Below are 25,392 nucleotides of genomic sequence, written 5' to 3'. Positions count from 1 at the left end.
TGTCTATGATGCAGTACCGAACCCGAATCAAGGTTTGCGGGTTGACCCGTCTCGAAGATGTTCATGCAACGGCGGCAGCAGGTGCCGATGCCATTGGCCTGGTGTTTTATCCCAAAAGTGCCCGATGTGTCTCGCTTGAACAAGCGCGTGTTTTGCGTCAGGCAATGCCGGCGTTGGCCGATGTGGTTGCGTTGTTTGTCAATGCCGAGCCAGACCACGTCCGGCAGGTGATTGAGCAGGTGCAGCCCGATATTTTGCAGTTTCATGGTGACGAGTCCCCCGACTACTGCCGGCAGTTCGGGCGGCGTTACATGCGCGCTTTTCGCGTCGGTGGCCCGGGGCTCGACACCCCTGAAAACGTTCGCGCGGCGTGCCTTGAGTTTCCCGATGCATCGGCCTGGCTTTTCGACAGCTACAGTGCAGGCTACGGCGGTAGCGGGCGTAGTTTCGACTTTGCATTGCTCGACGTATTGCGGGCCGACCAAAACGCCCGGCCCGTGGTGCTGGCCGGCGGTTTAAACGCACAGTCGGTGGCCGACGCCATGGCCCGTCTGCGTCCGTATGCTGTCGATGTCAGCAGCGGGGTAGAGGTCTCGCCGGGTGTTAAATCGCCCGAACGCGTGGCCGAGTTTATTGCTGCTGTTGGGCAGGCCGACGCGGCAGCCCGTAGCTCTTGCTGACGAAAGCGACTTCTTCAATACCCCGTCGTTGGTTAATGACCAGCGTCAGCGTAAAAAAGAAATTGCACATCAGGTTGCACAAGCGCGGCAAGATCATGGGCACGTTCACACCTTCCTGTTCTACGCGAACCATCGCCCGGATCGCCTTTTTGGCGGCTGACCGGGCCAGATGAAGTTGGGAGATGGGCGCAACGCCACGCGGCAACACAAAGCCATTGGCGCGGCCTTGAACCTGCATCCGGTAGTGGGCTAACCGTGATTGCAGCCAGGCAAGGTCGGTTTCTTCTATGGCCAGCCTGCCCCTAATCGATCCATTCACATGAAAGGCCAGGGGCTGAAGGTGGTTCAGGTCTGCTGCCAGGTCGGGCATGTCGGCCGGCGTATACGACAGCGCCGCGCCAATGTGCCCGCATAGTTCGTCTGTCACGACTTCAAAATCGCACAGTACCGATGTTTCATAAATGAACGGGTAACAGAGTTCATCAATATTTTGGCCGTGTTTCATGGGGTTATGGTCTTTTGATTAATAGCCGCTGAAAGCGGCGGCTGGGCAATGCGACGTCCAATAAACTTAGGGCTGTCTGATTGAGCGGGGCTAGCCGCCGTGCGCGCCTTTCAACGCAATAACTTAGGCATTTTCCGCTGGCGCTTTTGTTAACGAGGCGTTGTGTAGCAGGCGGCAATCACCGGAGGGTTTGCGTTCAGGTCGACGCGAATGGATGTACGAAACACCCGGCTCAGTCGTTCTTCTGTCAGCACTTCGGCAGGTGTGCCTGTGCATTCGCTTTGGCCTTCGTGCATCAGGCAAATCTGGTCGCAGTAATGCGCCGCCAGGGCAAAATCGTGCAAGGCAATAATCACCACATGCCCTTGGTCGGCGTAGGCGCGCAGGCTGTCCATTACGCTGCGTTGGTAGAACAAATCCAGGCTTGCCGTCGGTTCGTCGGCAATCAGCACGTTGGGGCGGCCAGCCAGTACGCGCGCCAGCCAAACGCGGGCGCGTTCACCGCCCGACAGCCTGTCGATGCGACGACGGCGCATGTGGGCGATGCCTGCCGCAGTCATGGCTTCGGTGATGGCGGCGGCGTCGTTGTCGCCCCAAGGCAGGCGGCCCATGGCCACAATGTCTTGCACCGATAATGGCCAGACACTATCGCCTTGCTGGGGTAACAGGCCAATATGGCGTGCGCGTTCGCGCGGCGCCAGGGTGGCGACGTCGGCGCCGTCAAAAAGACACTGCCCATGGTAGGGCAACAAGCCGGCCAGGCAGTGCAGTAGTGTCGATTTGCCCGCGCCATTGGGCCCGATCACACCGATCAGTTGGCCGGCATGGGCTGAAAAACTGATGTCGTCCAGCCGATCGGGTAGCGATAAATGACGAACATCGATCAAAGCCATTGTTTGCGTCCCTTCCAGATCAGCCACAGCAGCAGCGGGGCGCCCAGCAAGGCCGTCAGTACGCCCAGTTTTATTTCTCTGCCCGGCGGCATCAAGCGTACAAAAATATCGGCAACGCAGACGAGTGTGGCGCCGGCCAGCGCCGACGGTATCAGCAAACGGTCGGGCCGATGCCCGACGAACGGCCGCACAATGTGGGGCACCAGCAAGCCGACAAAACCGATGTTGCCTGCGACGGCGACCGAAGACCCGACCAGCAAGGCAGCGCCAAGCACAATGTAGCGGCTGCCCCGTGCGAAACTCAGCCCGAGGCTTTGCGCGACTTGTTCGCCCAGGCTTAATGCCGTCAGCAGCTGGCGTTGTCGCCAGATCAGAAGGCTGCCTGCAATCAGGGCAGGGAGCAATACGCCCAGATGACTCATGCCGCGTTCCGAGACGGAACCCAGTAGCCAGAAGACCAGTTCTTGCATGGCATAGGGGTTGGGTGCGAAATTAAGCACGGCGGCCAAGGCAGCCCCGGCCAGGGTCGAGACGGCCAGCCCGGCCAGAATGACGGTAGCCGCCTGTGCCGTACCGGCCAGCCATAGCATCAGCATCAGCGCCAGCGCGGCCCCGGCCAGCCCGGCCGCAGCCGGAGCCAGCCCCCCTAATTGAGGTAGCAGGCCAAAATAAAAGACGGCCGCCGCACCAAGCGCGGCGCCCTGACTGGCGCCGGTAATGCTGGGGTCAGCCAGCGGATTGCGCAACAGCCCTTGCAGGGCGGCGCCGCTTAGCCCAAGCGCGGCGCCCACGGCAAGCGCCAGCAAGGTGCGTGGTAAACGAATCTCGCCAATAATCACGGCGGCCGGTGTGGCCTCTGCGCGCATCCAGTCAATCAGCCCGGTCAGTACGCTGACAGGCGTCGATCCAACTGTTAGCGATGTGATTGCAGCGGTCAGCATGACGGCCAGACAGATCAATGTCGTCATTCAAGCCACCCGTGCAAGTCGTCAATCAAGTCCCATGTCCATGGGCCGGGACACTGCCATCGCCAGTAGTCGGTCGATAGCCATCGGTCTGGTGGTATGGCGTTGCGCAGGGCAGGGTGCGCCGAAAACGCGTTGGCCAAAGCATTGCCCTCGGTGGAGGCCCACAAAATGGCTTCCGGCGGGTCGATGACGACCTGTTCCAGGTCAAGCTGCTGGTAACCGGGGGCTTGGAGATAATTACGCCAGCCCGCTTGCGTCAGCACATCGTGTTCGAATGTGTTCGTGCCTGTGCCCACCCCGTTGGCCCCCAGTAACAGCAGTCGTGGCGCGGGAGCGGCCTTGGCATTTGAAGCATGACGTCTTGTCGTTGTTGCTGTTGTTGTTGTTGTTGTTGGAGCATCAGGCGTAGCGTTAGCAGACTCGACGCTTGCATTAGGTGCTGCGATTGTCTCGTCAGCACCCTTCGTTTCAGATGGGTGGCGCGGCGCGGCACCAGGGTGCGCGCGCCCGACAGGTTTATTCAACAAGGAAAGCGCCAGGTGCTCGTAGGTTCGAATGCCGTCCAGACTGGTTGGCAATGGCAATATTTCAACCCTGAAGCCTAGCGTTTTCAACCGGCTGCGCAACGTCATGGCGTTGTATTCGCCGGTAATGATCAGGTCGGGCTTGAGTTCAATAATGCGTTCAAGCGTACCGTCGTGTCGCGGCCAGTCGCGCTGCAGGCCTTTGGGCTGATACGGCGGGTTGACGGGTGACAATGCGGCAACCTGCGTTGCATCAGCGTGACGCGCCAAAATCCAGTCAGTGCACAGGTCAAGCGACACAATGCGCTGCGGCGACACCGTCGCCGGCAACGCGTGGTCCGAAGCCTGTTTTGGCATCGTCTCGCCTGTCGATTGCGTCGGCGACGCGACTGCCGGCAACGTTTGCGCCGTTGCCGGTGTTGGAGCCAGCCCGGGCAGAAAACTGCCCAGGCACGCCCCGAACGACAAGGCGGTTGACGGTATCAACCTAGAAACGATACTCGGCACTGGCATAGAAATTGCGCCGGTCTTCGGGATAGGCGTTGAACGAGGTGTATGCAGTGTTCACGATTCCATACGAGTAGTATTTTTCGTCGAAAAGGTTATTGACCCCGGCCGCCAGTCGCCAGTTGTTGATCTGGTGGCTGATTTTGAAGTCGGTAATTGTGTAAGAGGGCATGCTTTTGAAGCGGTTGGCCTGGTCATTGTCGTAGCGCTGGCTACCCACATACTGCACATACAGTGTGGCCCGGGTGGCGGCAGTGATTTGCCACCCCAGGTTAACGCCAAGGCGGTCTTTGGGTACCAGCGGCACCTTGTTGCCTGCGACATTAACACCGTCGTAAGTGCCTTCACGGAACGTGGCTTGGGTCCGGGTGTAGTTGACGGCAACATCAACGCTATCCCATAACGCAACGCGACCTTCCAGTTCAAGGCCGCGGTGGCGTGTGGGCGACAGGTTCATGTTGGCCCATGCAAGCCTGTTGTAATGGATTTCGTCGGTCACATCCATATTGAAGAGACCAACGCGCAAGCTGGCGACTGCATTTTGCCATTCAAGTCCCACTTCGGTGTCTCGCGACTGTTGCGGCTTTAGCAGATCGGCACACGGGGTGCTTTGGCATCGATTGTCGTCAATGTTAGCTAGACGAAAGCTTCGACCGGTGCGGCCATACACCGAAAAACCGGCACCTATCATTTGTTGAATAGCTATCTCGTGTGCAGTCAGGTTGGGCCGCGCGTTATTGGCGTTGGGCACTACACGCTCGTCAATGCTTTGGTCAACGAACTCTTTTCGCCCGCCCAGGCTGATACGCGTACCCGTTGGAAGCTGCAGTTCGTTGCGAACGTATAGCGCTTTGTTCGTCTGTTTTCCGCGCTCGTCGAAAGCTGACGCGAATCCGGTGGCTGCAGTGTTGCTTTTGTAGTCCCATTTGCTCGAGTCGGCGCCAATCGTTAGCTGGTTATTGACCGGCCCCCAATCAGAGTTCAACATTGCTCGTGGCGAAACCCCAAAAACCTTGGTGTTTGATTTTCGATAGGATGATCCCCAATCAGCTTTGTTTAGTAACGTTGCGTCTTTGTCCCGGTAACTGGCATCCAGGGCAAGCGTTAAATCGCCAAAGTTTTTTTCGCCCCGAAGTGCATAGAGCTCGCTTCGGCTGTTCAGAAAGTCGTCGGGAGATTTGGCGCCACGCCGGTCGGTCTTCAATTGCGCTTCTGTTCGTGCGCCGGGCAGTCGCGACTTCTGGTCATCGGCGTTGACCGTCAATGCGATAAAGTCGCGTGCGTTGCCAAGACGAAACTCTCCGTTCACAGAGCCCAGCTTAGATCGATTGTTGTCCCTGTAGTTGTCCGATTCGTAATGTTGCGCGTCGATTCGTGCGCCCCAAAGGTCACCGCCTATCCGAAAGCCGCCGCGCGCATCTCGCGACTGGTGACTGCCCGCCTGTGTAAATACACTGCCAGAAACGCCTGGGCCAACCGGAGATTTCGTAATGATATTGATTGTGCCGGCCGTGGCGCCGCTACCGTACTGAACCGCACCCGAGCCTCGCAATATCTCTATACGCTCGATGGCATCCATAGGAATGGATGACAGGCGGGCAGTTGCGCCTTCGTATTCCGAAAGGCGTTGGCCGTTAACCAGTACTAATGTGTTTTGGTCGCCCGTCATGCCGAACCCGCGCAGGTCAATGGGCGAGTCGGGCAAGCCGGTAAAGTTGATTCGTGTATGCACGCCGCCCAGTTTGCTCAGTACCTCAGACACATTGGTGGCCGAGCTGTCGCGGATTTCCTGGGCGGTAATGACCTGGGCCGCGATAGGGCGGTCTTGCTGGGCAGATTCAAAGCGCGAAGCCGTCACAACAACGGGTTCGAGCAGGCGTTCGGCGTGAACGGGTGTAAAGATGGCCGCTGACAGCAAGGCTGCCAGGGGGGTAAGACGAGTTTGCATGGTGTTCCCTTTGCGACAAGCGGCCCCGCATGTCGGTGTAATGAAATGACAATACCAAAGAGAAATGAACAGACCATGGCGGCCGCACACGGGCCGCTACAGCCGGTGCCAGGTCCCCGTGGCATATCGCTGGGCGTAGCAGGCCGGTATCCGGGCTTGCAAGTTTTGACGTACCGCCTTCCCGGGTAGAACCCAGTGGCATTGTGGTACGCCCGCACTTGCTTACCGTTGCGGGGGCAGCAGCGGCTTGGTCTGGTTTAAAGACGCACCGCTTTCCCGTTTAACCATCATCAAGACTGACAATGACACCTGAAACGGGGCGAATTATACATCTTTGCAAGGGTTGACCCGATATTGCGTCGGGAAGTGAGACTTGTTTAAAGCGTGTGTATCCCCAGGTGATGGGGTGGAGCCCATAATTTTTAATGGTATTTCCGCTTGCCGGACAAACTGGGTCCGTTCCTCCGTTCCAAGCCGTAGGGTCTCTTCAAAATATGTGTCTGGTCAGGCTTTGAGCATGCCGGCGGGAAGGCTTTGACCGTGGAGGCAAGGGCGCGGCTGTTTGAGTGGGCGTTTTCGACCCATAGGGTCGAGCCCGCGAGTTCCGCGCCCGCCACGGGCAAGGTCTGGACGCCGGGTAGCCCCGTAGGGGCCATGCGATGCCTGGTCAGACACATATTTTGAAAAGACCCGGTTTGTACATTCAGACAAGCGGTTGGAGCGGTGTGATCAACCTTGTCTAGTGAAGGCGTGTCCCCCGAGAATGGGGTAGAGCCCAGCCCCGATAATGGGGAAGAGCCCAACATTGTTGCAGACAACAGAAAACCCGCAGAGCCAAACTGGCTGCGGGTTTTTGTGTGGCCGCCGATTAAAAAATATCGACAACATAAAAATGGTAGGCAGTACTGGATTCGAACCAGCGACCTCTACGATGTCAACGTAGCGCTCTAACCAACTGAGCTAACCGCCTAAAGAACGCTACTATAGCGCAATAAAAAAACACTTGTCAAGCCAAATGCGCCATTGCGTGTGTGTTTTTTAAAAACATCCCGCTTCGAGCGCATGGCCTGCAATGTTACACTAGCAGTCAGTAGGCTCGGCATTATTGCGCGCGCAAGGTTTTTGGGTTGCGGCGCCGGGCAGGCATAATCAAAAACGCGGCGTTTGCCGGGTTTTTTCAGGATAACTTTATGGTTCAAATTACGTTGCCCGACGGTTCGCAGCGCGAATTCCCCGGCCCGGTTTCTGTTAACGACGTTGCGTATGCTATTGGCACGGGGCTGGGCAAAGCCGCGTTGGCCGGGCGCGTATCGTTCGACAACGACGACGGCAAACTGGTAGATACCAGTTACGTTATTGAACGCGATGCAAAACTGGCTATTGTTACCGCCAAAGACGCCGATGGTCTCGACCTTATCCGTCACTCGACGGCGCACTTGCTGGCGTATGCGGTAAAAACCTTGTTTCCCGACGCCCAGGTTACTATCGGGCCCGTCATCGACAACGGTTTTTACTACGACTTTTCGTACAAGCGTCCGTTCACCCCAGAAGACCTGGCGGCTATCGAAAAGAAAATGGCCGAACTGGCCCGCAAAGACGAAACGGTTACCCGCGAAGAGTGGATGCGCGACGACGCAGTAGCGTTTTTCAAGAGCATCGGCGAAACCTACAAAGCAGAGATCATCGCGTCCATCCCTTCAAACGAACCTATCAGCCTGTATCGTGAAGGCGACTTTATCGACTTGTGCCGTGGCCCCCACGTGCCGTCAACCGGAAAGCTTAAAGTATTCAAGCTCATGAAGGTGGCCGGTGCCTACTGGCGTGGCGACAGCAACAACGAGATGCTTCAACGCATTTACGGTACGGCCTGGGCCACCAAAGAAGACCAGCAGGCCTATCTGACCATGCTCGAAGAGGCCGAAAAGCGCGACCACCGCAAACTGGGGCGCGAGCTGGGCCTGTTTCACTTTCAAGACGAAGCGCCCGGCCTTATCTTCTGGCACCCCAAGGGCTGGACACTCTGGCAGCAAGTTGAGCAGTACATGCGCGGCGTGTATCGCGACAATGGCTACCAAGAAATCAAAGCCCCGCAAATTCTCGACCTGTCGCTCTGGAAAAAAACAGGTCACTGGGACAACTACGCCGAAAACATGTTCACGACCGAGTCCGAGAACCGTGTTTACGGCCTGAAGCCCATGAATTGTCCGGGGCATGTGCAAATTTTCAATGCCGGCCTGCATTCTTACCGCGAGCTGCCCATTCGTTACGGCGAGTTTGGCCAGTGCCACCGAAACGAACCCTCGGGTTCCTTGCATGGCATGATGCGTGTGCGTGGTTTTACACAAGACGATGGCCACATCTTTTGCACCGAAGACCAGTTGCAAGACGAATGCGCCGCGTTTACCGCGTTGTTGCAAAAGGTCTATGCCGACTTCGGCTTTACCGAAATTTTGTACAAAGTGGCAACGCGCCCCGAAAAGCGCATTGGCAGTGACGAGGTCTGGGACAAAGCCGAACAGGCCTTGATGCAAAGCCTGAACCGTACGGGTTGCCAATACGAGGTCAGCGAGGGCGAGGGCGCCTTCTACGGCCCTAAAATCGAATACACCCTAAAAGACGCGATTGGCCGCCACTGGCAGTGCGGCACTATTCAGGTCGATTTTTCCATGCCGGCGCGTTTGGGCGCCGAATACGTCGATGCGTCTGACCAGCGTCGTACGCCCGTTATGCTGCACCGGGCTATTCTGGGCTCGTTCGAGCGTTTTATTGGTATTCTCATCGAAAACCACGCGGGTGCCATGCCGCCCTGGTTGGCGCCTGAACAAGCCGTGGTCTGTTGTATTTCCGAGAATTTCGCCGATTATGCCGCCGAAATCGCTCAACAGCTTAAAAAACAAGGCTTCAGGGCCTCTGCAGATTTGCGCGGTGAAAAAATCACTCGTAAAATCAGAGAGCACAGTATGCAGAAAATACCGTACATTCTTGTCGTTGGCGAAAAAGAGCGCGACAACGGTACGGTAGCAGTACGCAGTCGCGGCAATGTCGATCTGGGCGCAATGTCCCTTTCCGATTTCGCACAGCGTCTGCAAGAAGATATCACCTCCCGGCGTCAGGCTGGGCAGGAATAATTTTTAATTACCAAGGAGTTCTAGATATCGCAACCGATAAAAACAATCGCATCAACGGCGAAATTCGTGTTCCCGAGGTGCGACTTATTGGCGTCGACGGTGACCAGCTGGGCATCGTAAAAGTAGCCGATGCATTGCAGTTGGCTGAAGATCACGAAGTTGACCTGGTCGAGATTGCGCCTAACGCCGATCCGCCGGTTTGCCGCCTGATGGACTACGGCAAGTTCAAGTACCAAGAACAAAAACGCCAGGCCGAAGCCAAGGCCAAGCAAAAAGTCATTCAGGTCAAAGAAGTCAAGTTCCGTCCGGGTACCGACGAGGGCGACTACCAGGTCAAGCTGCGCAACTTGCGCCGCTTCATCGAAGATGGTGACAAGGCCAAGGTAACGCTGCGGTTCCGTGGCCGTGAAATGGCTCACCAAGAGCTTGGTATGCGTGTTCTCGAGCGCGTTCGCGACGATCTGTCCGAGCTCTGTCAGGTCGAGGCCATGCCTAAACTTGAAGGTCGCCAGATGGTTATGGTGCTGGCGCCCCGCAAGAAGGCGCCTCAAAAAGGCGATTCGGCCTCCTGATCCTACCCATTTGCATCCCCATCAGGCCTGGTCTGGTGGGGATTGTTTTCGCAGGTACATCATGCACGTCCTTTTCATCATCGACCCGCTGCCTTCGCTCAAGGCGTATAAAGATTCCTCTGTTGCCATGATGCGCGCGCTTAAAGCGCGGGGGCATGACATCAGCGTTGCCTTGCAAGATGAGCTGTTCATCGACGAAGGCGTCGTCATGGCCGACAGCTCTTCAATAACGCTGGTCGACGATGCCGACCTGCATGGCAAAGACTGGTGGAAGGCAAACGGGGTCAAGGTGGCGCAGCCGCTGACGCATTTCGATGCGGTGGTCATGCGCAAAGACCCGCCTTTCGATATGGAATACGTGTATTCCACGCATTTGCTTGAATATGCCGAGAAGCAGGGCGCAAAAGTGTTCAATTCGGGTGCGGCCATTCGCAATCACCCCGAAAAGCTCACCATTACCGAGTTCGCGCAATTTACGTCGCCGACCATTGTGACGGGCAGCAATGCCCGCTTGCGCGCGTTTCATGCCAAGTACAAAGATGTCATCGTCAAGCCTCTCGACGGCATGGGCGGTACAGGTATTTTCAGGTTGCAACCCGAAGAGCCGAACCTGGGTGCGATTCTTGAAACATTAACGCTTAACGGCGAACGCACCATTATGGCGCAGCGCTATATCCCCGACATCGTCAAGGGCGACAAGCGCATTCTGATCATCGACGGCAAGCCCGTACCGTATGCCCTGGCCCGCATTCCACTGGCCGGTGAAACCCGTGGCAACCTGGCTGCGGGTGGTCGCGGCGTCGCGCAGCCCCTGTCCGAACGCGACCGCGCCATTGCCGAAACAATTGGCCCGGTCTTGCGCGCTCGCGGCCTGTTGTTGGTCGGGCTCGACGTTATTGGCGACTACCTGACCGAAGTCAACGTCACCAGTCCAACCTGTTTTGTTGAAATTACCGAGCAAACCGGGTTTGACGTGGCTGATTGTTTTGCGCAGGCGCTTGAAAAAGCGGTCGGAGCCTGAGCGGTGATCCGGGTTATTCTGATCATGCACGAGCCGCTGGGCGCGGCGTTGGTGTCTTGTGCCCGCCACGTGCTTGGCCAGGAACCCGACCTGACGCTGTTTGATATCCATCCATCCGATACGCCCGAAAAACGTCTGCCCGATATTTTGGCAGCCGTGTGCGCTGCCCCTCCGGCCCAAACGCTTATGCTGGCCGACATTTACGGGGCCACACCCTACAACACGGCCCGCAAGGCCCTCGATATGGCCCGGTCTCAGGGCTACGATGTCGAGCTGCTGACGGGCGCAAATTTGTGTATGGTGCTTAAGGCGCTGACGGGGCCGCGCGACGACTTTCACGCATTGGTACGATCGGTGCGCGCCAGCGCAGAGCGGGGTATTGTGCGGGCAGGTGACGCACCGTAATATTTAATAAAATAATGTGCGCCCTGTTGCGTACTGGCTTCGACAACATAAAAATACTATATGCCTTCTATCGATATCGTCATTAGCAACAAACTGGGCTTGCATGCACGTGCAGCTGCCAAACTTACCCAACTGGCCTCGCGTTTTGGGCAAACCGAAGTGTTTATCGCGCGCGGCAGCCAGCGGGTCAATGCAAAAAGCATTATGGGGGTCATGATGCTGGCGGCCGGTCTGGGGGTGACGGTAACGGTCGATGCCGAAGGCCCCGATGCCGACGCCGCCCTGACTGAAATCAAGGCACTTTTCGACAACAAGTTCGGCGAACCCGAATAACTTCATTTCCCGGGTACGTATGACCCAGTCCGCTTCATCGGTTCCACACCACTATAGTGCCATGCTGTCTCTGCGGGGGCAGGGGGTGGTCAAGGGTTACGCCATTGGCCGCGCCGTGGTCATGGGCGCGGCGGCCCTCGAAGTCGTCCACTATCGTATTCAACCCGAAGACGTCGCCTCAGAATGTACCCGCCTGAAAGAGGCCGTGGTGCAGGCGCGCGACGAGCTTCAGTACATGGTCGACCATCTGCCCGAAGACGCGCCTCGCGAAATGGGCCCCTTGCTGACCGTGCATTGCATGCTGCTCGACGACCCAATGTTGTCTGACCATGCCTGCGAGCTTATCGCCGAGCGGCATTACAACGCCGAGTGGGCGCTGACGACACAAGGGCAGTCTTTAGCCGAGCAATTTGCGGCCATGGAAGACGAGTACCTGCGCGAGCGCGGGGCCGATATCCGTCAGGTCATCGAGCGCGTGTTGCGCGTGCTGTCGGGCCGGCCGGTGGTCTTGCCCAGCTTCGACGAGGGCTTGTCTGAAGAATTAATTGTGGTGGCGCGCGATATCTCGCCCGCCGACATGCTGCGCTTGCGCGGTGCGCGCTTCGGTGCGTTTCTCACAGACCTGGGCGGCCCTACGTCGCACACGGCCATTGTGGCTCGAAGCATGAATGTGCCCGCCGTGGTGGGTATGGGCAATGTGCGTTCGCTGGTGCGCGACGGCGATTTGCTTATCGTCGACGGGATGAGCGGCAGCGTGCTCATCAACCCGCCCGATTTTGTCCTTGAAGAATATCGTCGCCGCCAGGCGGCCTATGCCGACGACCGTGCCGAGCTGGGCTTGTTGCGCGACGCCGAGGCCGTCACGCTTGACGGTGTTCGTATTTTGCTCGAAGCCAATATCGAATTACCGGAAGAGGCCCTCGCGGCTGTGGCTGCCGGCGCCGACGGCATTGGTTTGTTCCGCAGTGAGTTCTTGTTCATGGGCCGCAGCACCTTACCCGACGAAGAAGAGCAATACGCGGCCTACGCAGCGGTGGTCAAGGCCATGCAGGGCAAGCCCGTCACAATTCGTACCCTCGATATCGGGTCTGACAAAACCCTCGACGGCGAAACGACCGTGGCCACGAATCCGGCGCTGGGCTTGCGGGCTATACGGTATTGTCTGGCCAACCCCGACTTGTTCCACACGCAGTTGCGCGCCTTGCTAAGGGCATCGGCGCACGGCCGGGTACGTATTCTGGTACCCATGATTTCCCACATGCACGAGGTGCATGCGGTCAAGCGGGCGCTCGATACGGCGCGTCGCGAGCTCGACGCCCGGGGTGAGGCCTACAGCAACACTGTCGAAATTGGCGCCATGGTCGAAATTCCGGCGATTGCCATTGCTATCGAGCCCTTCATCGAACAGCTCGACTTTTTGTCGATTGGTACCAACGACCTGATTCAGTACACGTTGGCGATCGACCGTGCAGACAATGCGGTGGCCGACTTGTACGACCCGATGCATCCGGCCGTGTTAAGACTGATTTCGCACACCATCAACGCGGCCGACCGGGCCGGCAAGTCGGTGGCCGTATGCGGTGAAATGGCCGGTGACAGCCGCGTCACCCGCATGCTGCTGGGGTTGGGGCTTAAAGAATTCTCCATGCACCCTCAGCAATTGCTCGACATAAAAAAAGAAGTGCGTCAGTCTCATACCAACGCACTTCGGGTCAAGGTCGCATCGGCCTTAAACCGGGCCGAGCGCATCGATTTATCGGTGCTGGCGGGGTAATTACACCCCGCCGGCCGTTTCAGTTATCGTGAATAAGCCGATTCACCGTGGGTGCTGATGTCCAGGCCTTCGCGTTCGGCGTCGGCACTGACACGCAGCCCGCATACTTTGTCGGCAATGAAGTACGCTACAACCGCAACCACCCCTGTCCACACGAAGGTAATCAAAATACCTTCAATCTGTACCCACAGCTGGGGCAAGATGTCGGCAGCGGTTTCAAGGCCGGGGCCACCCAGCGCCTTGGCATTCAGGATGCCGGTCAGTACGGCACCGACAATCCCGCCCAGCGCATGAATACCAAACACATCCAGCGAGTCATCGGCCCGTAACATACGCTTCAGGCCATTGACACCCCACACGCATGCGGCACCGGTAACCACGCCAATGACCAGCGCACCCAGCGGGCCAACCAAGCCAGCGGCGGGCGTGATACCGACCAGGCCGGCGACAGCGCCCGATACGGCGCCTAGCAACGATGGCTTGCCTTTAACCGCCCATTCGACGAACAGCCAGGCCAGAACTGCGCCTGCAGTGGCTACCAGCGTGTTGAAGAAAGCCAGCGCAGCGGTTTCGTTGGCGCCCAGGGCGGAGCCCGCGTTAAAGCCAAACCAGCCTACCCACAGCAAGGCGCCGCCGATCATGGTCATGGGCAGGTTGTGCGGAGGCATGGCTTCGCGACCGTAGCCCAGACGTGGGCCCAGGTAGTAGGCACCCACCAGGCCGGCTACGCCGGCATTGATGTGCACCACTGTGCCACCGGCAAAATCAAGGGCGCCTTTTTCGAACAGCCAGCCACCCGGCGACCAGACCATGTGTGCAATGGGAACATAGGCAAATGTGACCCAGATAAGCGTGAACAGCAGAACTGCCGAAAAGCGTACGCGCTCGGCCAGACCGCCGACAATCAGCGCGCAGGTAATACCGGCGAAGGTCGCCTGGAAGGCGGCAAAGCTGATTTCGGGGAGTGTGCCCGACAGCGCGTATTGGCCGCTGGACAAGTCGGCGATGCCATTGAAAAACACCCGTGAAAAGCCCCCGAAGAAGGCATTGCCTTCGGTAAAGGCCAGCGAGTAACCGTAAACAAACCAGACGACGATCGCAAGCGAGAAGGTGGCCAGTACCTGGATGAGTACCGACAAGACGTTTTTAGACCGCACCAGGCCGCCGTAAAACAGGGCCAGGCCCGGGACGACCATCATTAAAACAAGCAGGGTAGAGACGCTTACCCAGACGAAATCAGCTGCATTCATGTCGTTTGCTCCTAGATAGCGGCTTCGCCGTCTTCGCCGGTGCGAATACGGATGACTTGTTCAAGCGGCATGACAAATATCTTGCCGTCACCGATTTTTCCGGTGTGTGCAGCGGCGCACAGGCTTTCAATTGCGGTTTCAACCTGCGCGTCGGAAACGGCCAGTTCAATGCGCAATTTGGGTAGAAAGTCCACGGTGTACTCGGCGCCCCGGTAGAGCTCGGTATGGCCTTTTTGTCGACCAAAGCCTTTGACTTCGGTCACGGTCATACCCTGAATGCCAACTTCGGCCAGCGCTTCGCGGACTTCATCCAGTTTGAAGGGCTTGATGATTGCGGTGATCAATTTCATGATGTGCTTCCTATGTAGAGGGCGATCGACCGATACAAAGCAATTAGCGTGCCAACTTTTGCCAGTCTGGTTGCGTTGGCTGGCATAAAAAGTCATAAAGCCACGAAGACACATGGGTAAAAGCGATGGGTATTGAGGCGATTCGCGTGATGCCTTGCCCAAAACTGGTGCGTCGACACCGGTGTGCACCAGAGGTGTGCGTTATTGAAGGGCTGTCGCGGCGTAGGCGTTATCGCGGTGCGCCGTGTCGCACCGTTTTAATACGGGCTGGGGCAGGGGGGCTTCCCAGGTGGGCGTGGGCTGATGGGCCATGGGCATCCGCAAAAGGAATATCGGGCAGCATGACCCTGCCAGAGCCCGTTGAATATGTAACAAACCACGTGCGGGCGGGGTGAGATGTGTCGTGATGTACATCACGTTAAGGGGCTTGTCGCCCGGAAGCCCTTGAGATTCCGGCATATTTTTTGTTTTGTGAAAGCTATTTTTATTATTTTTGTAATTAGGGCTTACACTAGGTGGGTCGACAGTTTTAGCTGTCTCGCTAGAATTGTAACTGTCTCCAATAACCCTTCCAAGGAAACGCATGAAAACTCAACGCAAACAACTCGCTATCGTCGCTCTCGTCGCCTCTATGGGCGTGCTTGCCGCTTGCTCGAAAGAAGAGGATGCGCCCGCACCGGCGGTCGCGCCTGCCGTTGAGCAGCCCGCGCCGACATCTGCTGCGCCCGTGACCGAACCCACACCGGTTGCGCCCACACCCGAATCCACCACCGGCAGCACACAATCAACACAAGACGCTATTGTCGAGAAGGCTGCAGAGGTGCGTGACGAGGCCGCTGAGGCCGCCGCCAAAGTGGGCGACGCCATCAAGCAGGGCGCTGCCGACGCCGACAAGGCCATCCAGAACGCGATTGGCAATGGCCAACAGGCGCCCGCCACCGAGCCGGCCACCACGCCGACAGAGCCTACGCCTGCTACTAACTAAGTTGACAGTTGGTTCTTCAGCAATTTCGGGCGCTTCGGCGCCCGTTTTTTATGTTTTTAATTACACTGGTATTGTTTATCGATAATCAGGAGTTTTTATGAAAAACCGTACCGATTGGTTTGAGGATATGCAGAAGAACGTGTCCGACCTGATCAAGAACAGCCCGGCCGCCGATATCGAACGTAACGTCAAGGCGATGATGACCCAGACGTTTTCGCGTCTCGACCTGGTCACGCGGGAAGAGTTTGATGTGCAGGCCGCTGTGCTTGAAAAAGCATTAGCCCGCCTGGCGGCGCTCGAGGCCCGCGTCAAAGTGCTGGAAGCGCGGCAGGACGCCTGATCTGTCGTTGACACGATCAGGGCTTTCCGGGGTGGCTTGAACTGTCCGGTTTGCTGCCTTTTTCATATAAGACGGCGGTAACCTTTGGGTCTGTTCATTCATCCTAAAGAGGCCTGCTATGTCGCTGGCAGTCGTGGCCACCCGGGCCTTGCGCGGCCTGCAGGCGGTGCCGGTAAGGGTCGAAGTGCATGTTGGCCCGGGGTTGCCCGCTTTTAATCTGGTTGGTCTGCCCGGCGCCGGCGTGCGCGAAAGCCGCGATCGCGTCCGCTCTGCCATTGTCAGCAGCGGCTACGAATTTCCGGCCGGGCGCGTGACAGTTAACCTGGCGCCAGCCGATTTACCCAAGTCGTCCGGTCGCTTCGATTTACCCATTGCGCTTGGCGTTTTGCTGGCCTCCGGTCAAATAGCTGTGGCCGGTGCGCGGGGCAAAGCGGCGGCTGTCGACGTGTCGTCGTTGGTCTTTGCCGGCGAACTCTCCCTGACTGGGGCCGTGGTGGCGATAGATGCCGCGTTGGCCATCGCTTTGGGTGTAGCGCAAGATGCACCGTCTTTTCAGTTGGTGTTGCCACGTCATTCTGCCGCAGCCGCTGCAGCGGTGCCAGGGCTTACCGTGTTGTCGGCAAACACGCTGCAAGACGTTGTGGCGCACTTGTCCGGCGAAGTGCCCATGCCCGTTGTGCAGGCACACGCAGCGGCAGCGTTGGCATCCGCACAAGTTTGTTTGTCCGAGGTCAGGGGCCAGGCGGTGGCACGGCGCGTGCTTGAAGTGGCTGCTGCTGGTGCCCATAGTCTTTTAATGTCTGGCCCGCCGGGCACCGGCAAAAGCATGCTGGCGCAAAGGTTGCCCACCTTGCTGCCCGATTTGTCTACGGCGAATGCGCTCGAGGTTGTCGCGTTGGCCGGGTTGGGAGGCCAGCCCGCGGGCGTTTGTCTGACACCGCCTTTTCGGGCGCCGCATCATTCCAGTTCGGTGGCGGCGCTGGTTGGCGGTGGTGTTATTCCGCGGCCCGGCGAAATCAGCCTGGCCCATCATGGCGTTTTGTTTCTCGACGAGCTCCCGGAGTTCGATCGGCGTGTGCTTGAGTCTTTGCGCGAGCCCCTGGAGACCGGCTCGGTCAGTATCGCGCGGGCGGCGCAGTCGGTTGTGTTTCCGGCGCGCTTTCAGCTGGTGGCGGCCATGAACCCGTGCCCTTGTGGCTGGCTGGGGCATGGTCGAAAGCCTTGCCAATGTACGCCCGAGCGCATCGATCGGTATCGTGCCCGGTTGTCCGGGCCTTTGCTCGATCGTATAGACTTGCAGGTCATGCTGGGCGCCATCGGCAAGGGGTGGTCCGATTTGCCGGCCGGCGAACCGTCGGCGGTGGTCAGGGCAAGGGTGGTGGCATGCCGCGAGCGGCAGTTGGCCCGGCAAGGTTGTACCAACGCGGCGCTGCTGCCGTCGCAATTGCCCAAGGCGGCCCGGGCCAGCCCCGATGCGCTGGGCCTGCTTGATCAGGTCGCGCACCAGCAATGCTGGTCGGGCAGGGTGGTGCACCGTGTGTTGCGGGTGGCGCGTACACTGGCCGACCTGGCTGCGTGCCCCGAGGTCGGGCGCGACCATATTGCCGAGGCTGCACAATACCGGCCAGGTTGGTAGACTTCTTTATCAAATCATCATATAATCAAGGGCTTTTCGCGGTTTGCCCGCTAAAAAGTTTGCGGGGTAAGCAGCCAATTTTGGGTTTGTGCAATATGCGCCCAAAGTTTGCGGTTTAACCGCAAAAGCAGCTTGGCCTGGCCCCTGTTAGCCAGGCAAGCTTATTTTTTGCGTTTTGCAGGTTGTAAAGTGTTGCCTTAGTTAAAGGTAGCCACCTGCTGGCGTTAATCACAGGTTTTATATCATGCCAAAAATGAAAACCAAACGGGGCGCAGCCAAGCGTTTCCAGGTCCGCGGTAGCGGGTCGATCAAGCGGGGTCAGGCGTTCAAGCGTCACATCCTTACCAAAAAAACCACCAAGAGCAAGCGCCAGTTGCGCGGTTCTGCAGCGGTTCACAAGTCTGATGTTGCGTCTGTACGCAGCATGATGCCTTACGCTTGATTTAACGGAGATCTAATATGCCACGCGTAAAACGCGGCGTTACCGCCCGCGCCCGTCATAAAAAAGTCCTTAAAGCTGCCAAAGGTTATCGCGGTCGCCGCGGTAATGTATTCCGGATAGCCAAACAGGCGGTCATGCGTGCAGGCCAATACGCCTACCGCGACCGTCGCAACAAAAAGCGTACTTTCCGTGCGCTCTGGATCACTCGTATCAATGCCGCTTGCCGCGAATTGGGCGTTACATACAGCGTCTTCATCGCCGGTACGAAAAAGGCATCGATCGAACTCGATCGCAAGGTATTGGCCGACATGGCTGTTAACGACAAGGCAGGTTTTGCCGCTGTCGTCGCTCAGGCTCAAGCTGCATTGGCTTCCTGATCGGTATACCGACTGTGTTGTGACAAAAACGGGGCTCGTTCTGGGCTCCGTTTGTATTTGGAAAAGCGATATCCATGACTTCCCCGGTTGATGACCTGATTGTTCAGGCCCAAGAAGCATTTGCGCAATCCGCTGATGTGACCGCGCTCGAAAACGCCAAAGCCCGCTTTTTAGGCAAGCAGGGCGCGCTGACGGCCATGATGAAAAGCCTGGCCCAGCTCGAGCCCGAGCAGAAACGTGCCGAAGGGGCGCGTATCAATCAACTCAAGCAACAGGTCGAGAGCCTGCTTGTCGCCCGGCGTGCCGAACTGGCCCAGGCCGAGCTCGACAAGCGTCTGGCCGCAGAAACCATCGATGTCTCTTTACCCGGCCGTGGCGCCGCTGTGGGTGGCATACACCCCGTCATTCAAACCTGGCAGCGGGTCGAGGCCATTTTCCGTTCAATTGGTTTCGAGGTGGCCGACGGCCCCGAAATCGAAAACGACTGGACCAACTTCACCGCATTGAACAACCCGGAAAATCACCCGGCCCGTTCAATGCAAGACACTTTTTATGTCGACATGAACGACGAGCAGGGCTTGCCGTTTTTGTTGCGCACGCATACCAGCCCCATGCAGGTGCGTTACGCCCGCATGAACAAGCCGCCTATTAAAGTGATCGCGCCCGGTCGCACGTACCGTGTCGACAGCGACGCTACCCATTCGCCCATGTTCCATCAGGTCGAAGGCTTGTGGGTTGCCGAAAACATCTCGTTTGCCGACCTGAAGGGGGTGTACACCAACTTCTTGCGCGCCTTTTTCGAAACCGACGATCTCTGCGTGCGTTTCCGCCCCTCGTTTTTCCCCTTTACCGAACCTTCAGCCGAAATCGACATGATGTTCACGTCGGGGCCCAATCAGGGGCGCTGGCTCGAAATCTCCGGCTCCGGGCAAGTCCACCCGCAGGTCATTCGCAACTTCGGCCTCGACCCCGAGCAATACATCGGTTTTGCTTTTGGTTCCGGTCTCGAGCGTCTGACCATGCTGCGCTATGGCGTCAACGACTTGCGTCAGTTCTACGAAGGTGACCTGCGCTTCCTGCGTCAGTTCAATCGCTAACCCGAATACGGATCAGGTTTTTTATCATGCTATTCCCAGAATCTTGGCTGCGTTCGTTCACCGACCCTGACCTGACGACCGACGCGCTGTCGCATCAATTGACCATGGCCGGCCTTGAGGTCGAAGAGACCCAGCCGGTGGCGCCGCCCTTCAGCGGTATTGTGGTTGCTCACATCACCGAAATCGCGCCTCACCCCAACGCCGACAAACTGCGCGTGTGCCAGGTCGACGACGGCTCGGGTACGCCGCTGCAAATTGTGTGTGGTGCGCCCAACGCAGCCGCCGGCCTTAAAGTGCCGCTGGCACGTATCGGCGCTGTCTTGCCTGGCGGCATGAAAATCGGCAAGGCCAAGATGCGCGGGGTCGAGTCGTTCGGCATGTTGTGCTCGGCACGCGAACTGGGCCTGTCGCAAGATCACGCGGGCCTGCTCGAACTGGCGGCTGATGCGCAGCCGGGTCAGTCGCTGCGCGACTTGCTCGACCTCGACGACACATTGTTCACGCTTAAGCTGACGCCTAACCGTGCCGACTGCCTGTCTATTCTGGGCGTGGCGCGCGAAGTGGCGGCACTTACCGGCGCTCCGTTGCGTCGCCCGCAAGTGGCGCCCGTGCCTGTCACGCTGGCCGACCGCCTGCCGGTCGATGTTCAGGCCACCGACTTGTGCGGCCGTTTTGCCGGTCGTGTCATTCGCGGCGTTAATGCGCGCGCCCAAACGCCGGCCTGGATCAAATCGCGCCTCGAGCGTGCCGGCCAGCGCGCCATTTCGGCACTGGTCGACATTTCCAACTACATCATGCTCGAACTGGGGCGACCAACCCACGTGTTCGACCTTAACACCATCAGCCAGGGGCTGACCGTGCGTTGGGCACGCGAGGGCGAAACCCTCAAGTTGCTGAACGAGCAAACCGTTACCCTGCAACCCGACGTGGGTGTTATTGCCAGTGGTGACCAGCTTGAAAGCCTGGCCGGCATTATGGGCGGTGATGCCAGTGCCGTAACGCTCGACACCACCGACATCTATCTGGAAGGCGCTTTCTGGTGGCCCGAGGCCATCATGGGCCGCGCCCGCCGGTTCAAGTTTAGTTCCGAAGCCAGCCATCGTTTTGAGCGCGGCGTCGACTTTGCCAATATTCCTGAAGATCTCGAGGTTATGACACGCATGATCGTCGATATCTGCGGTGGTGAGGTTGGCCCGCTCGACGATCAGGTTCTGAACCTGCCTTCGCGCAACCCCGTCGAGTTGCGTCTCGATCGCTGCCGGCGCGTGCTGGGCATCGACGTGTCCCAGTCGCAAGTCGAAGATATTTTCTCGCGTCTGAACCTGCCTTTCGAAGTCAGCGGTAATGTATTCCGTGTGTCGCCGCCGTCCTACCGTTTCGATCTGTCCATCGAAGAAGACCTGATCGAAGAGGTGGCCCGTGTTTACGGTTTCGAGCAAATTCCAGATGTCGCCCCGATGGCGCCCGCCGTCATGACGGCCGCCCCCGAGGCGCGCCACGGCCCGCATTTGCTGCGTGAACGTGTTGCCGCCCGCGACTACCAGGAAGTCATCAACTTTTCATTTGTTGAAGAGGCGTGGGAACACAACTACGCGGGTAATACCGATCCTATTCGATTGTTGAATCCGATTGCCAGTCAGTTGGCCGTGATGCGCTCCAGTCTTATCGGGGGCTTGTTGGCCAACATCCGTCATAACGCCAATCGCAAGCAGTCGCGCGTCCGCGTGTTCGAGCTGGGCCGGGTCTTCGCGCGCGACGCCGCTGTAGCCGACGGCGACCTGACGGTAAAAGGGGTCAACCAGCCGCAGCGCCTTGCCGCCGCAGCCTGGGGGCCCGCGTTTCCCGAGCAATGGGGCGTGCCGGTTCGGCAGGTCGATTTCTACGACGTAAAAAGCGATCTTGAAGCTTTGCTTGGCACTCGCGCCGCGACGCTGGTTTGCGAGGCAGCCGAACACCCCGCGCTTCACCCTGGTCGGGCAGCCCGGTTGGTACTCGACGGCAAGCCCATAGGCTGGTTGGGTGAGGTGCATCCTCGCTGGGTTCAACAGCTCGAACTGGCTCATGCGCCCGTAGTCTTTGAGGTCGATGTCGAGGCCATTTCAGTAAGTCCCATGCCCGCGCCGGCCGAGCTGTCGCGTCAGCCTTTCGTCATTCGCGATCTGGCCGTTTGGATTGGAGCCGGCGTGGCTTACGGTGACTTGCTGCATACCTTGCGCCAAGCCATTTCGGCCGATCCAAAGCTGGCTATTGTCAAAGACATTCGCCTGTTTGACGTCTGGCGTGATAAAAACGCAGTACAGGCCGGGCAGTCGCCCGAAACCAGCCTGGCTTTGCGTTTCTGGTTGCAAGATGCCGATGTCACACTCGACGACGCACAGGTCGAGGCATGTATGGCCACGTTGCTCGACGCATTGGTCAAGGTTCACGGCGTTCGTCAACGCGCTTAATTAGGGGTACCCATATGGTCCAGGAAACACGTACGCTGACCAAAGCAGAACTTGCCGAACTTCTGTTCGACCGCGTAGGGTTGAACAAGCGCGAAGCCAAAGATCTAGTCGATACTTTTTTTGAGGAAATCCGCGATGCGCTGGCGCGCGGCGTCGAGGTCAAATTGTCGGGCTTTGGTAATTTCCAGGTGCGCGACAAGCCGCCGCGCCCGGGGCGCAACCCGAAAACCGGCGAGGTTATTCCCATCGAGGCCCGGCGCGTGGTGACGTTTCACGCCAGCCAGAAGCTTAAAAGCGCCGTCGAGCAGGCCGTACCGGTGCCGGCCGACGTCTCGTCCAATTGAATTTGAGTTCTGTCCTGCGTTTGTTATTATCGAACGCCTGAATTGAGTTTACCTTTCCCAATAGGTCAGACCCTCGCCCATGACTACGAACGAACCGTCCGTCATTTTGCCGCCGATCCCCGCCAAGCGTTACTTCACCATTGGTGAGGTCAGCGACCTGTGTTGCGTCAAACCCCATGTTTTGCGTTACTGGGAGCAAGAGTTCACACAGCTCAAGCCGGTCAAGCGACGCGGTAACCGTCGCTATTACCAGCACCACGAAGTTTTGCTCATTCGTCGCATTCGCGATTTGCTCTACGAGCAGGGTTTCACCATTAGCGGTGCGCGCAATCGTTTGGGTGACGCCCGCGACGTACCTCACGACCAAGATGCGGCCGTCCGGCTGACGGGCGCCGAGTTTCAGGCGCTGCGTTCCGAGCTTTCCGATATCCGCGACGCCCTTGCCGAGGCGCTCGACGGCAACCGCCTGTAATGCGTTTGCAGGCGCTGCACGCACTTTGTCTAGAAGACCCAACGCAAAAAGTTGCTGCAGTACAAACCCTTCAGGCGGCGCTTGCCCAGGGTATCGATACCCAGGCTCAACTAGCGGCAACGGCTGCTATTCCCGGGCGGCCGGCCAAGCCCGAGCTGGTTGGGCCATTCAAGGTTAAACAGCGTTCACCGCACAGCCCGCAAGGCTTGGCAGCGCTTATTCATGCCCTGGCCCATATCGAATTCAACGCTATCAATCTGGCGCTAGATATCATCTGGCGATTTGCCGGGATGCCGGTTGCCTTCTATGTAGATTGGCTAAGGGTCGCGCGCGAAGAGGCCTACCACTTTGGGTTGTTGAGTGCCCACTTGCAGTCGAAGGGGTACGCCTATGGCGACTTTCCGGCCCATGACGGGTTGTGGGATATGGCCGAACGAACGTCGGCCGATGTGCTTGGGCGTCTGGCTCTGGTGCCTCGCACCTTAGAGGCGCGAGGGCTGGACGCGTCGCCGCCCGTACGCGCCAAATTGCAGGCCGCCGGTGACGCTACCGGGGCCGGCATAATCGACATTATTTTGCGCGACGAAATTACCCACGTGGCCATTGGCAACCAGTGGTACCGCTATTTGTGCGAGCAGCGCGGGTTAGACCCGGTGGCGCACTACGCTGTTTTGGCTAAACAGTACCGTGCGCCCCGGCTTAAAGGGCCATTTAATCTGGACGCACGTCGCGCTGCCGGGTTCACCCAGGCTGAGCTTGAGGCGCTTCAGGCGCAAGATCAGGCCCCGGCAACGTCGTAATAACCGCCTGACCAATAAACAAAACGGTACCGTCGGGCTGGGCGTTGCTGCTTCGGCTGGTGTCTTCCAGCGTAATTTCAAACAATTGATTGTTGGTCAGCATTGTGTTTGCCGGCAGGGTAACGTTATTTTTGGCGCCGTCATTCAACCATCCTAAAAACGTCGCTTCGGCTTGCGTCGGGTTGCGTGTCCAGAGCGCCAGGCCTTTACCTGTTTCAGTGTCGCTATTGATAAGGGATTCGAGCTGCAGGGTATTGCCGGGCTGGCGGGTGACCACCCAGCCAGGGGTCGAGGTGCTGCCGGGGGGTTGGAGTATGGCGATGAACAGCGTTTCGGGTTGGGGTGGGGCAGCAGGTACAGTGGGTTCGGGTGTGGATGCCGTCATGAAGATGCCGGTGCTGGCCGAAACGTAACCCAGCGCCGCGCCAATCAGTAAGGTTGCAAGCAAAATAGCGGGTTTGCTACGAGGCTTATTGCGTGCGCTTCGCTGAATGCCTGCACCTGGTCCGGTCGTTTTAAGCGTACCGGCTACCGCGTTAGACGCTGCGGCAGATGACGCTGCCGAAGCATTTGCCGGCGCATCCAAGGTATTGGCGTCAGAAGACAAGTTTGGTGTTTGCGCTGGGGCATTGCCCCGGCTGGACGCGGGCGCTGTGTTTGCTGACGTGATGGTGTGGCTTGTGCCTTTGGGCGAGGCCGTCGTGGCAAAGGCGCCTGTTTTAGCGGCCGATGCGCCTGGTGTACTGGCGGCAGATGCAGTGGCTGCGGAGGCTGCCGGTGCCGGTGTTTCGGGGCGAGCCAAAGGTTGTATGTCGGGGTCGATACGGGGCAGGCCAAGCGTTTTTTGAACACGCCCATAAATGACGGGGTCGGGCACGACCGGCGTGAGCCGATCGGCCAGCGCCAGCATGACAGTTTCCCAATGCAAGGCCTGGTGCACGGCGTCGTCGTTTTTACTGATCAGTTCGCGGGTGCTTTGCTCTTCGTGGTCTTGCAAGGTACCCAAAGTGTATTGGGCAATGGCAAGGCGCTGGGCCTGGGGCAGGGGGCTGTTGTCGGCTGCCTTTTTGTCCAGATGCTGCAAGGCCTGGTTCAGGAGCTGTCTTATGTCGTGCTCGGGCTGCTCGAGCACGCGTGTGATTTGGGCTGTGTGCAGCCCCTTGTAGTAGGCCAGGCCCAAGGCATCTGCGGCCAGGGGTTCGACGCGTTCAAGCCCGTCGTGCAAGTCTTCGTGCATCAGTCGGGTATTGTCGTCGAGCCAGGTATGCAACTGATTGATGCGTGCCGTGTTGAGCGGTACTGGGTTGTGCCTTAGCTCACGCATCAGGCGGTAACGCAAGATGCTGTATATCCAGGCACGCGCGCTGCCTGCCGACGCGTCGAACTGGTCGGCATGTTTCCAGACCATGACGCAAACATCGTGAAGGGCTTGTTGTGCTTTGCCGTGATCTTCAAGCACCTGTTCGGCAAGCGCCAGCATGACGGCGGCTTCGTGCTGGTACAACGAAGCCAGAGCCTGGGCATTACCTTGCCCGCACTGTATCAGCGTGTGGTTGTAATTGAAGTGGCTGACCGCCATGAGACCTCTGCCTGT

Annotated in this window: 25 protein-coding genes, 1 tRNA gene and 1 riboswitch; of the genes, 17 read left to right on the top strand and 9 right to left on the bottom strand. The window is 58.3% G+C overall.

Translation table 11 applies throughout. The annotated features are described in order from the left end of the window. Positions 1-5: 5 nt before the first annotated feature. Positions 6-680, top strand: a complete 675-nt coding sequence (locus GTU67_RS06520; RefSeq protein WP_185779277.1) for a phosphoribosylanthranilate isomerase — start codon at positions 6-8, stop codon at positions 678-680. Here GTU67_RS06520 and GTU67_RS06515 read toward each other — a convergent pair. The 6 genes from GTU67_RS06515 to GTU67_RS06490 all read right to left on the bottom strand — a co-directional run bounded on the left by GTU67_RS06515 (position 631) and on the right by GTU67_RS06490 (position 6,995). Then, positions 631-1,185, bottom strand: coding sequence for an ATP--cob(I)alamin adenosyltransferase (locus GTU67_RS06515; protein WP_185779276.1), 555 nt, complete (start codon positions 1,183-1,185; stop codon positions 631-633). The genes GTU67_RS06520 and GTU67_RS06515 overlap by 50 nt on opposite strands. A 149-nt stretch (positions 1,186-1,334) precedes the next feature. Further along, positions 1,335-2,078 carry an ABC transporter ATP-binding protein gene (locus GTU67_RS06510; protein ID WP_185779275.1) on the bottom strand — a complete coding sequence of 248 codons (744 nt, stop codon included), beginning with the start codon at positions 2,076-2,078 and terminating at the stop codon, positions 1,335-1,337. Next, positions 2,069-3,046: a FecCD family ABC transporter permease gene (locus tag GTU67_RS06505; RefSeq protein ID WP_185779274.1), complete on the bottom strand. Its 978-nt coding sequence runs from the start codon at positions 3,044-3,046 to the stop codon at positions 2,069-2,071. Before GTU67_RS06505 ends, GTU67_RS06510 begins: the two co-directional genes overlap by 10 nt. Further along, positions 3,043-3,927, bottom strand: coding sequence for an ABC transporter substrate-binding protein (locus GTU67_RS06500; RefSeq protein ID WP_221893290.1), 885 nt, complete (start codon positions 3,925-3,927; stop codon positions 3,043-3,045). Before GTU67_RS06500 ends, GTU67_RS06505 begins: the two co-directional genes overlap by 4 nt. Positions 3,928-4,057: 130 nt before the next feature. Beyond that, entirely contained in the window at positions 4,058-6,025 is a 1,968-nt protein-coding gene (locus GTU67_RS06495) for a TonB-dependent receptor family protein (RefSeq protein ID WP_185779272.1), read from the bottom strand. A 124-nt stretch (positions 6,026-6,149) separates the two neighbouring features. Beyond that, positions 6,150-6,353: riboswitch (cobalamin riboswitch) on the bottom strand. Between the two features lie 565 nt (positions 6,354-6,918). Continuing rightward, positions 6,919-6,995, bottom strand: a tRNA-Val gene (locus GTU67_RS06490). A gap of 220 nt (positions 6,996-7,215) precedes the next feature. Between GTU67_RS06490 and thrS the strand changes: the two genes are divergently transcribed. The 6 genes from thrS to ptsP all read left to right on the top strand — a co-directional run bounded on the left by thrS (position 7,216) and on the right by ptsP (position 13,258). Continuing rightward, positions 7,216-9,153 (top strand): threonine--tRNA ligase, encoded by a 1,938-nt coding sequence (gene thrS, locus GTU67_RS06485; protein WP_185779271.1) that lies wholly within the window; start codon positions 7,216-7,218, stop codon positions 9,151-9,153. Continuing rightward, positions 9,153-9,725 carry a translation initiation factor IF-3 gene (gene infC / locus GTU67_RS06480; protein ID WP_346726993.1) on the top strand — a complete coding sequence of 191 codons (573 nt, stop codon included), beginning with the start codon at positions 9,153-9,155 and terminating at the stop codon, positions 9,723-9,725. Before thrS ends, infC begins: the two co-directional genes overlap by 1 nt. A 61-nt stretch (positions 9,726-9,786) precedes the next feature. Beyond that, on the top strand, positions 9,787-10,746 hold the full coding sequence (gshB, locus tag GTU67_RS06475) for a glutathione synthase (protein WP_185779270.1): 960 nt from the start codon (positions 9,787-9,789) through the stop codon (positions 10,744-10,746). Between the two features lie 3 nt (positions 10,747-10,749). Further along, on the top strand, positions 10,750-11,151 hold the full coding sequence (locus GTU67_RS06470; RefSeq protein ID WP_185779269.1) for a PTS sugar transporter subunit IIA domain-containing protein: 402 nt from the start codon (positions 10,750-10,752) through the stop codon (positions 11,149-11,151). Between the two features lie 60 nt (positions 11,152-11,211). Continuing rightward, the gene (locus tag GTU67_RS06465) at positions 11,212-11,484 is read left to right on the top strand and encodes an HPr family phosphocarrier protein (protein WP_185779268.1); all 273 of its coding nucleotides are present in this window, start codon (positions 11,212-11,214) and stop codon (positions 11,482-11,484) included. A gap of 19 nt (positions 11,485-11,503) precedes the next feature. Beyond that, entirely contained in the window at positions 11,504-13,258 is a 1,755-nt protein-coding gene (ptsP, locus tag GTU67_RS06460; RefSeq protein ID WP_185779267.1) for a phosphoenolpyruvate--protein phosphotransferase, read from the top strand. 23 nt (positions 13,259-13,281) lie between these two features. Here the strand turns inward: ptsP and GTU67_RS06455 are convergent, their stop codons facing one another. Further along, positions 13,282-14,508 (bottom strand): ammonium transporter, encoded by a 1,227-nt coding sequence (locus GTU67_RS06455; protein ID WP_185779266.1) that lies wholly within the window; start codon positions 14,506-14,508, stop codon positions 13,282-13,284. A gap of 11 nt (positions 14,509-14,519) precedes the next feature. Then, positions 14,520-14,858, bottom strand: coding sequence for a P-II family nitrogen regulator (gene glnK, locus GTU67_RS06450; RefSeq protein ID WP_093971445.1), 339 nt, complete (start codon positions 14,856-14,858; stop codon positions 14,520-14,522). Positions 14,859-15,441: 583 nt separating this feature from the next. Between glnK and GTU67_RS06445 the strand changes: the two genes are divergently transcribed. The 10 genes from GTU67_RS06445 (at position 15,442) to GTU67_RS06400 (ending at position 23,798) form a co-directional block, all read left to right on the top strand. Next, positions 15,442-15,843 (top strand): hypothetical protein, encoded by a 402-nt coding sequence (locus GTU67_RS06445; RefSeq protein ID WP_185779265.1) that lies wholly within the window; start codon positions 15,442-15,444, stop codon positions 15,841-15,843. Positions 15,844-15,940: 97 nt separating this feature from the next. Next, on the top strand, positions 15,941-16,183 hold the full coding sequence (locus tag GTU67_RS06440) for an accessory factor UbiK family protein (protein WP_185779264.1): 243 nt from the start codon (positions 15,941-15,943) through the stop codon (positions 16,181-16,183). A gap of 118 nt (positions 16,184-16,301) precedes the next feature. Beyond that, positions 16,302-17,819: a YifB family Mg chelatase-like AAA ATPase gene (locus GTU67_RS06435; RefSeq protein WP_185779263.1), complete on the top strand. Its 1,518-nt coding sequence runs from the start codon at positions 16,302-16,304 to the stop codon at positions 17,817-17,819. Positions 17,820-18,063: 244 nt separating this feature from the next. After that, positions 18,064-18,261, top strand: coding sequence for a 50S ribosomal protein L35 (gene rpmI / locus GTU67_RS06430; RefSeq protein ID WP_093971449.1), 198 nt, complete (start codon positions 18,064-18,066; stop codon positions 18,259-18,261). 17 nt (positions 18,262-18,278) lie between these two features. Next, positions 18,279-18,638: a 50S ribosomal protein L20 gene (gene rplT, locus GTU67_RS06425; RefSeq protein WP_093971450.1), complete on the top strand. Its 360-nt coding sequence runs from the start codon at positions 18,279-18,281 to the stop codon at positions 18,636-18,638. 74 nt (positions 18,639-18,712) lie between these two features. Beyond that, on the top strand, positions 18,713-19,735 hold the full coding sequence (pheS, locus tag GTU67_RS06420; protein ID WP_185779262.1) for a phenylalanine--tRNA ligase subunit alpha: 1,023 nt from the start codon (positions 18,713-18,715) through the stop codon (positions 19,733-19,735). A gap of 26 nt (positions 19,736-19,761) precedes the next feature. Then, the gene (gene pheT / locus GTU67_RS06415) at positions 19,762-22,182 is read left to right on the top strand and encodes a phenylalanine--tRNA ligase subunit beta (protein ID WP_185779261.1); all 2,421 of its coding nucleotides are present in this window, start codon (positions 19,762-19,764) and stop codon (positions 22,180-22,182) included. A 14-nt stretch (positions 22,183-22,196) separates the two neighbouring features. Beyond that, a complete protein-coding gene (locus tag GTU67_RS06410; protein WP_093971453.1) occupies positions 22,197-22,526 on the top strand; it encodes an integration host factor subunit alpha in 330 nt (109 codons plus the stop codon). 79 nt (positions 22,527-22,605) lie between these two features. Continuing rightward, positions 22,606-22,998 carry a MerR family transcriptional regulator gene (locus tag GTU67_RS06405; protein ID WP_185779260.1) on the top strand — a complete coding sequence of 131 codons (393 nt, stop codon included), beginning with the start codon at positions 22,606-22,608 and terminating at the stop codon, positions 22,996-22,998. After that, complete coding sequence (locus GTU67_RS06400) at positions 22,998-23,798, top strand: ferritin-like domain-containing protein (protein WP_185779259.1); 801 nt, start codon at positions 22,998-23,000, stop codon at positions 23,796-23,798. The genes GTU67_RS06405 and GTU67_RS06400 overlap by 1 nt, the downstream gene beginning before the upstream one ends. Here GTU67_RS06400 and GTU67_RS06395 read toward each other — a convergent pair. Further along, positions 23,740-25,377, bottom strand: a complete 1,638-nt coding sequence (locus tag GTU67_RS06395) for an anti-sigma factor domain-containing protein (protein WP_185779258.1) — start codon at positions 25,375-25,377, stop codon at positions 23,740-23,742. The genes GTU67_RS06400 and GTU67_RS06395 overlap by 59 nt on opposite strands. Positions 25,378-25,392 lie beyond the last annotated feature (15 nt).

This window comes from Pusillimonas minor, from assembly GCF_014237865.1.
Lineage (GTDB): Bacteria > Pseudomonadota > Gammaproteobacteria > Burkholderiales > Burkholderiaceae_B > Neopusillimonas > Neopusillimonas minor.
The sequence above is the reverse complement of the archived record's forward strand: the minus strand, read 5'-3'. Positions and strand labels throughout refer to the sequence as shown.

Coding starts and splice junctions, on each gene's coding strand:
- GTU67_RS06465 (WP_185779268.1), top strand. CDS start 11,212: ATGCCTTCTATCGATATCGTCATTAGCAACAAACTGGGCTTGCATGCA.
- GTU67_RS06495 (WP_185779272.1), bottom strand. CDS start 6,025: ATGCAAACTCGTCTTACCCCCCTGGCAGCCTTGCTGTCAGCGGCCATC.
- gshB (WP_185779270.1), top strand. CDS start 9,787: ATGCACGTCCTTTTCATCATCGACCCGCTGCCTTCGCTCAAGGCGTAT.
- GTU67_RS06510 (WP_185779275.1), bottom strand. CDS start 2,078: ATGGCTTTGATCGATGTTCGTCATTTATCGCTACCCGATCGGCTGGAC.
- GTU67_RS06520 (WP_185779277.1), top strand. CDS start 6: ATGATGCAGTACCGAACCCGAATCAAGGTTTGCGGGTTGACCCGTCTC.
- GTU67_RS06410 (WP_093971453.1), top strand. CDS start 22,197: ATGGTCCAGGAAACACGTACGCTGACCAAAGCAGAACTTGCCGAACTT.
- rpmI (WP_093971449.1), top strand. CDS start 18,064: ATGCCAAAAATGAAAACCAAACGGGGCGCAGCCAAGCGTTTCCAGGTC.
- pheS (WP_185779262.1), top strand. CDS start 18,713: ATGACTTCCCCGGTTGATGACCTGATTGTTCAGGCCCAAGAAGCATTT.
- ptsP (WP_185779267.1), top strand. CDS start 11,504: ATGACCCAGTCCGCTTCATCGGTTCCACACCACTATAGTGCCATGCTG.
- GTU67_RS06435 (WP_185779263.1), top strand. CDS start 16,302: ATGTCGCTGGCAGTCGTGGCCACCCGGGCCTTGCGCGGCCTGCAGGCG.
- GTU67_RS06405 (WP_185779260.1), top strand. CDS start 22,606: ATGACTACGAACGAACCGTCCGTCATTTTGCCGCCGATCCCCGCCAAG.
- pheT (WP_185779261.1), top strand. CDS start 19,762: ATGCTATTCCCAGAATCTTGGCTGCGTTCGTTCACCGACCCTGACCTG.
- GTU67_RS06445 (WP_185779265.1), top strand. CDS start 15,442: ATGAAAACTCAACGCAAACAACTCGCTATCGTCGCTCTCGTCGCCTCT.
- GTU67_RS06455 (WP_185779266.1), bottom strand. CDS start 14,508: ATGAATGCAGCTGATTTCGTCTGGGTAAGCGTCTCTACCCTGCTTGTT.
- GTU67_RS06395 (WP_185779258.1), bottom strand. CDS start 25,377: ATGGCGGTCAGCCACTTCAATTACAACCACACGCTGATACAGTGCGGG.
- glnK (WP_093971445.1), bottom strand. CDS start 14,858: ATGAAATTGATCACCGCAATCATCAAGCCCTTCAAACTGGATGAAGTC.
- GTU67_RS06500 (WP_221893290.1), bottom strand. CDS start 3,927: ATGCCAAAACAGGCTTCGGACCACGCGTTGCCGGCGACGGTGTCGCCG.
- thrS (WP_185779271.1), top strand. CDS start 7,216: ATGGTTCAAATTACGTTGCCCGACGGTTCGCAGCGCGAATTCCCCGGC.
- rplT (WP_093971450.1), top strand. CDS start 18,279: ATGCCACGCGTAAAACGCGGCGTTACCGCCCGCGCCCGTCATAAAAAA.
- GTU67_RS06505 (WP_185779274.1), bottom strand. CDS start 3,046: ATGACGACATTGATCTGTCTGGCCGTCATGCTGACCGCTGCAATCACA.
- GTU67_RS06440 (WP_185779264.1), top strand. CDS start 15,941: ATGAAAAACCGTACCGATTGGTTTGAGGATATGCAGAAGAACGTGTCC.
- GTU67_RS06515 (WP_185779276.1), bottom strand. CDS start 1,185: ATGAAACACGGCCAAAATATTGATGAACTCTGTTACCCGTTCATTTAT.
- GTU67_RS06400 (WP_185779259.1), top strand. CDS start 22,998: ATGCGTTTGCAGGCGCTGCACGCACTTTGTCTAGAAGACCCAACGCAA.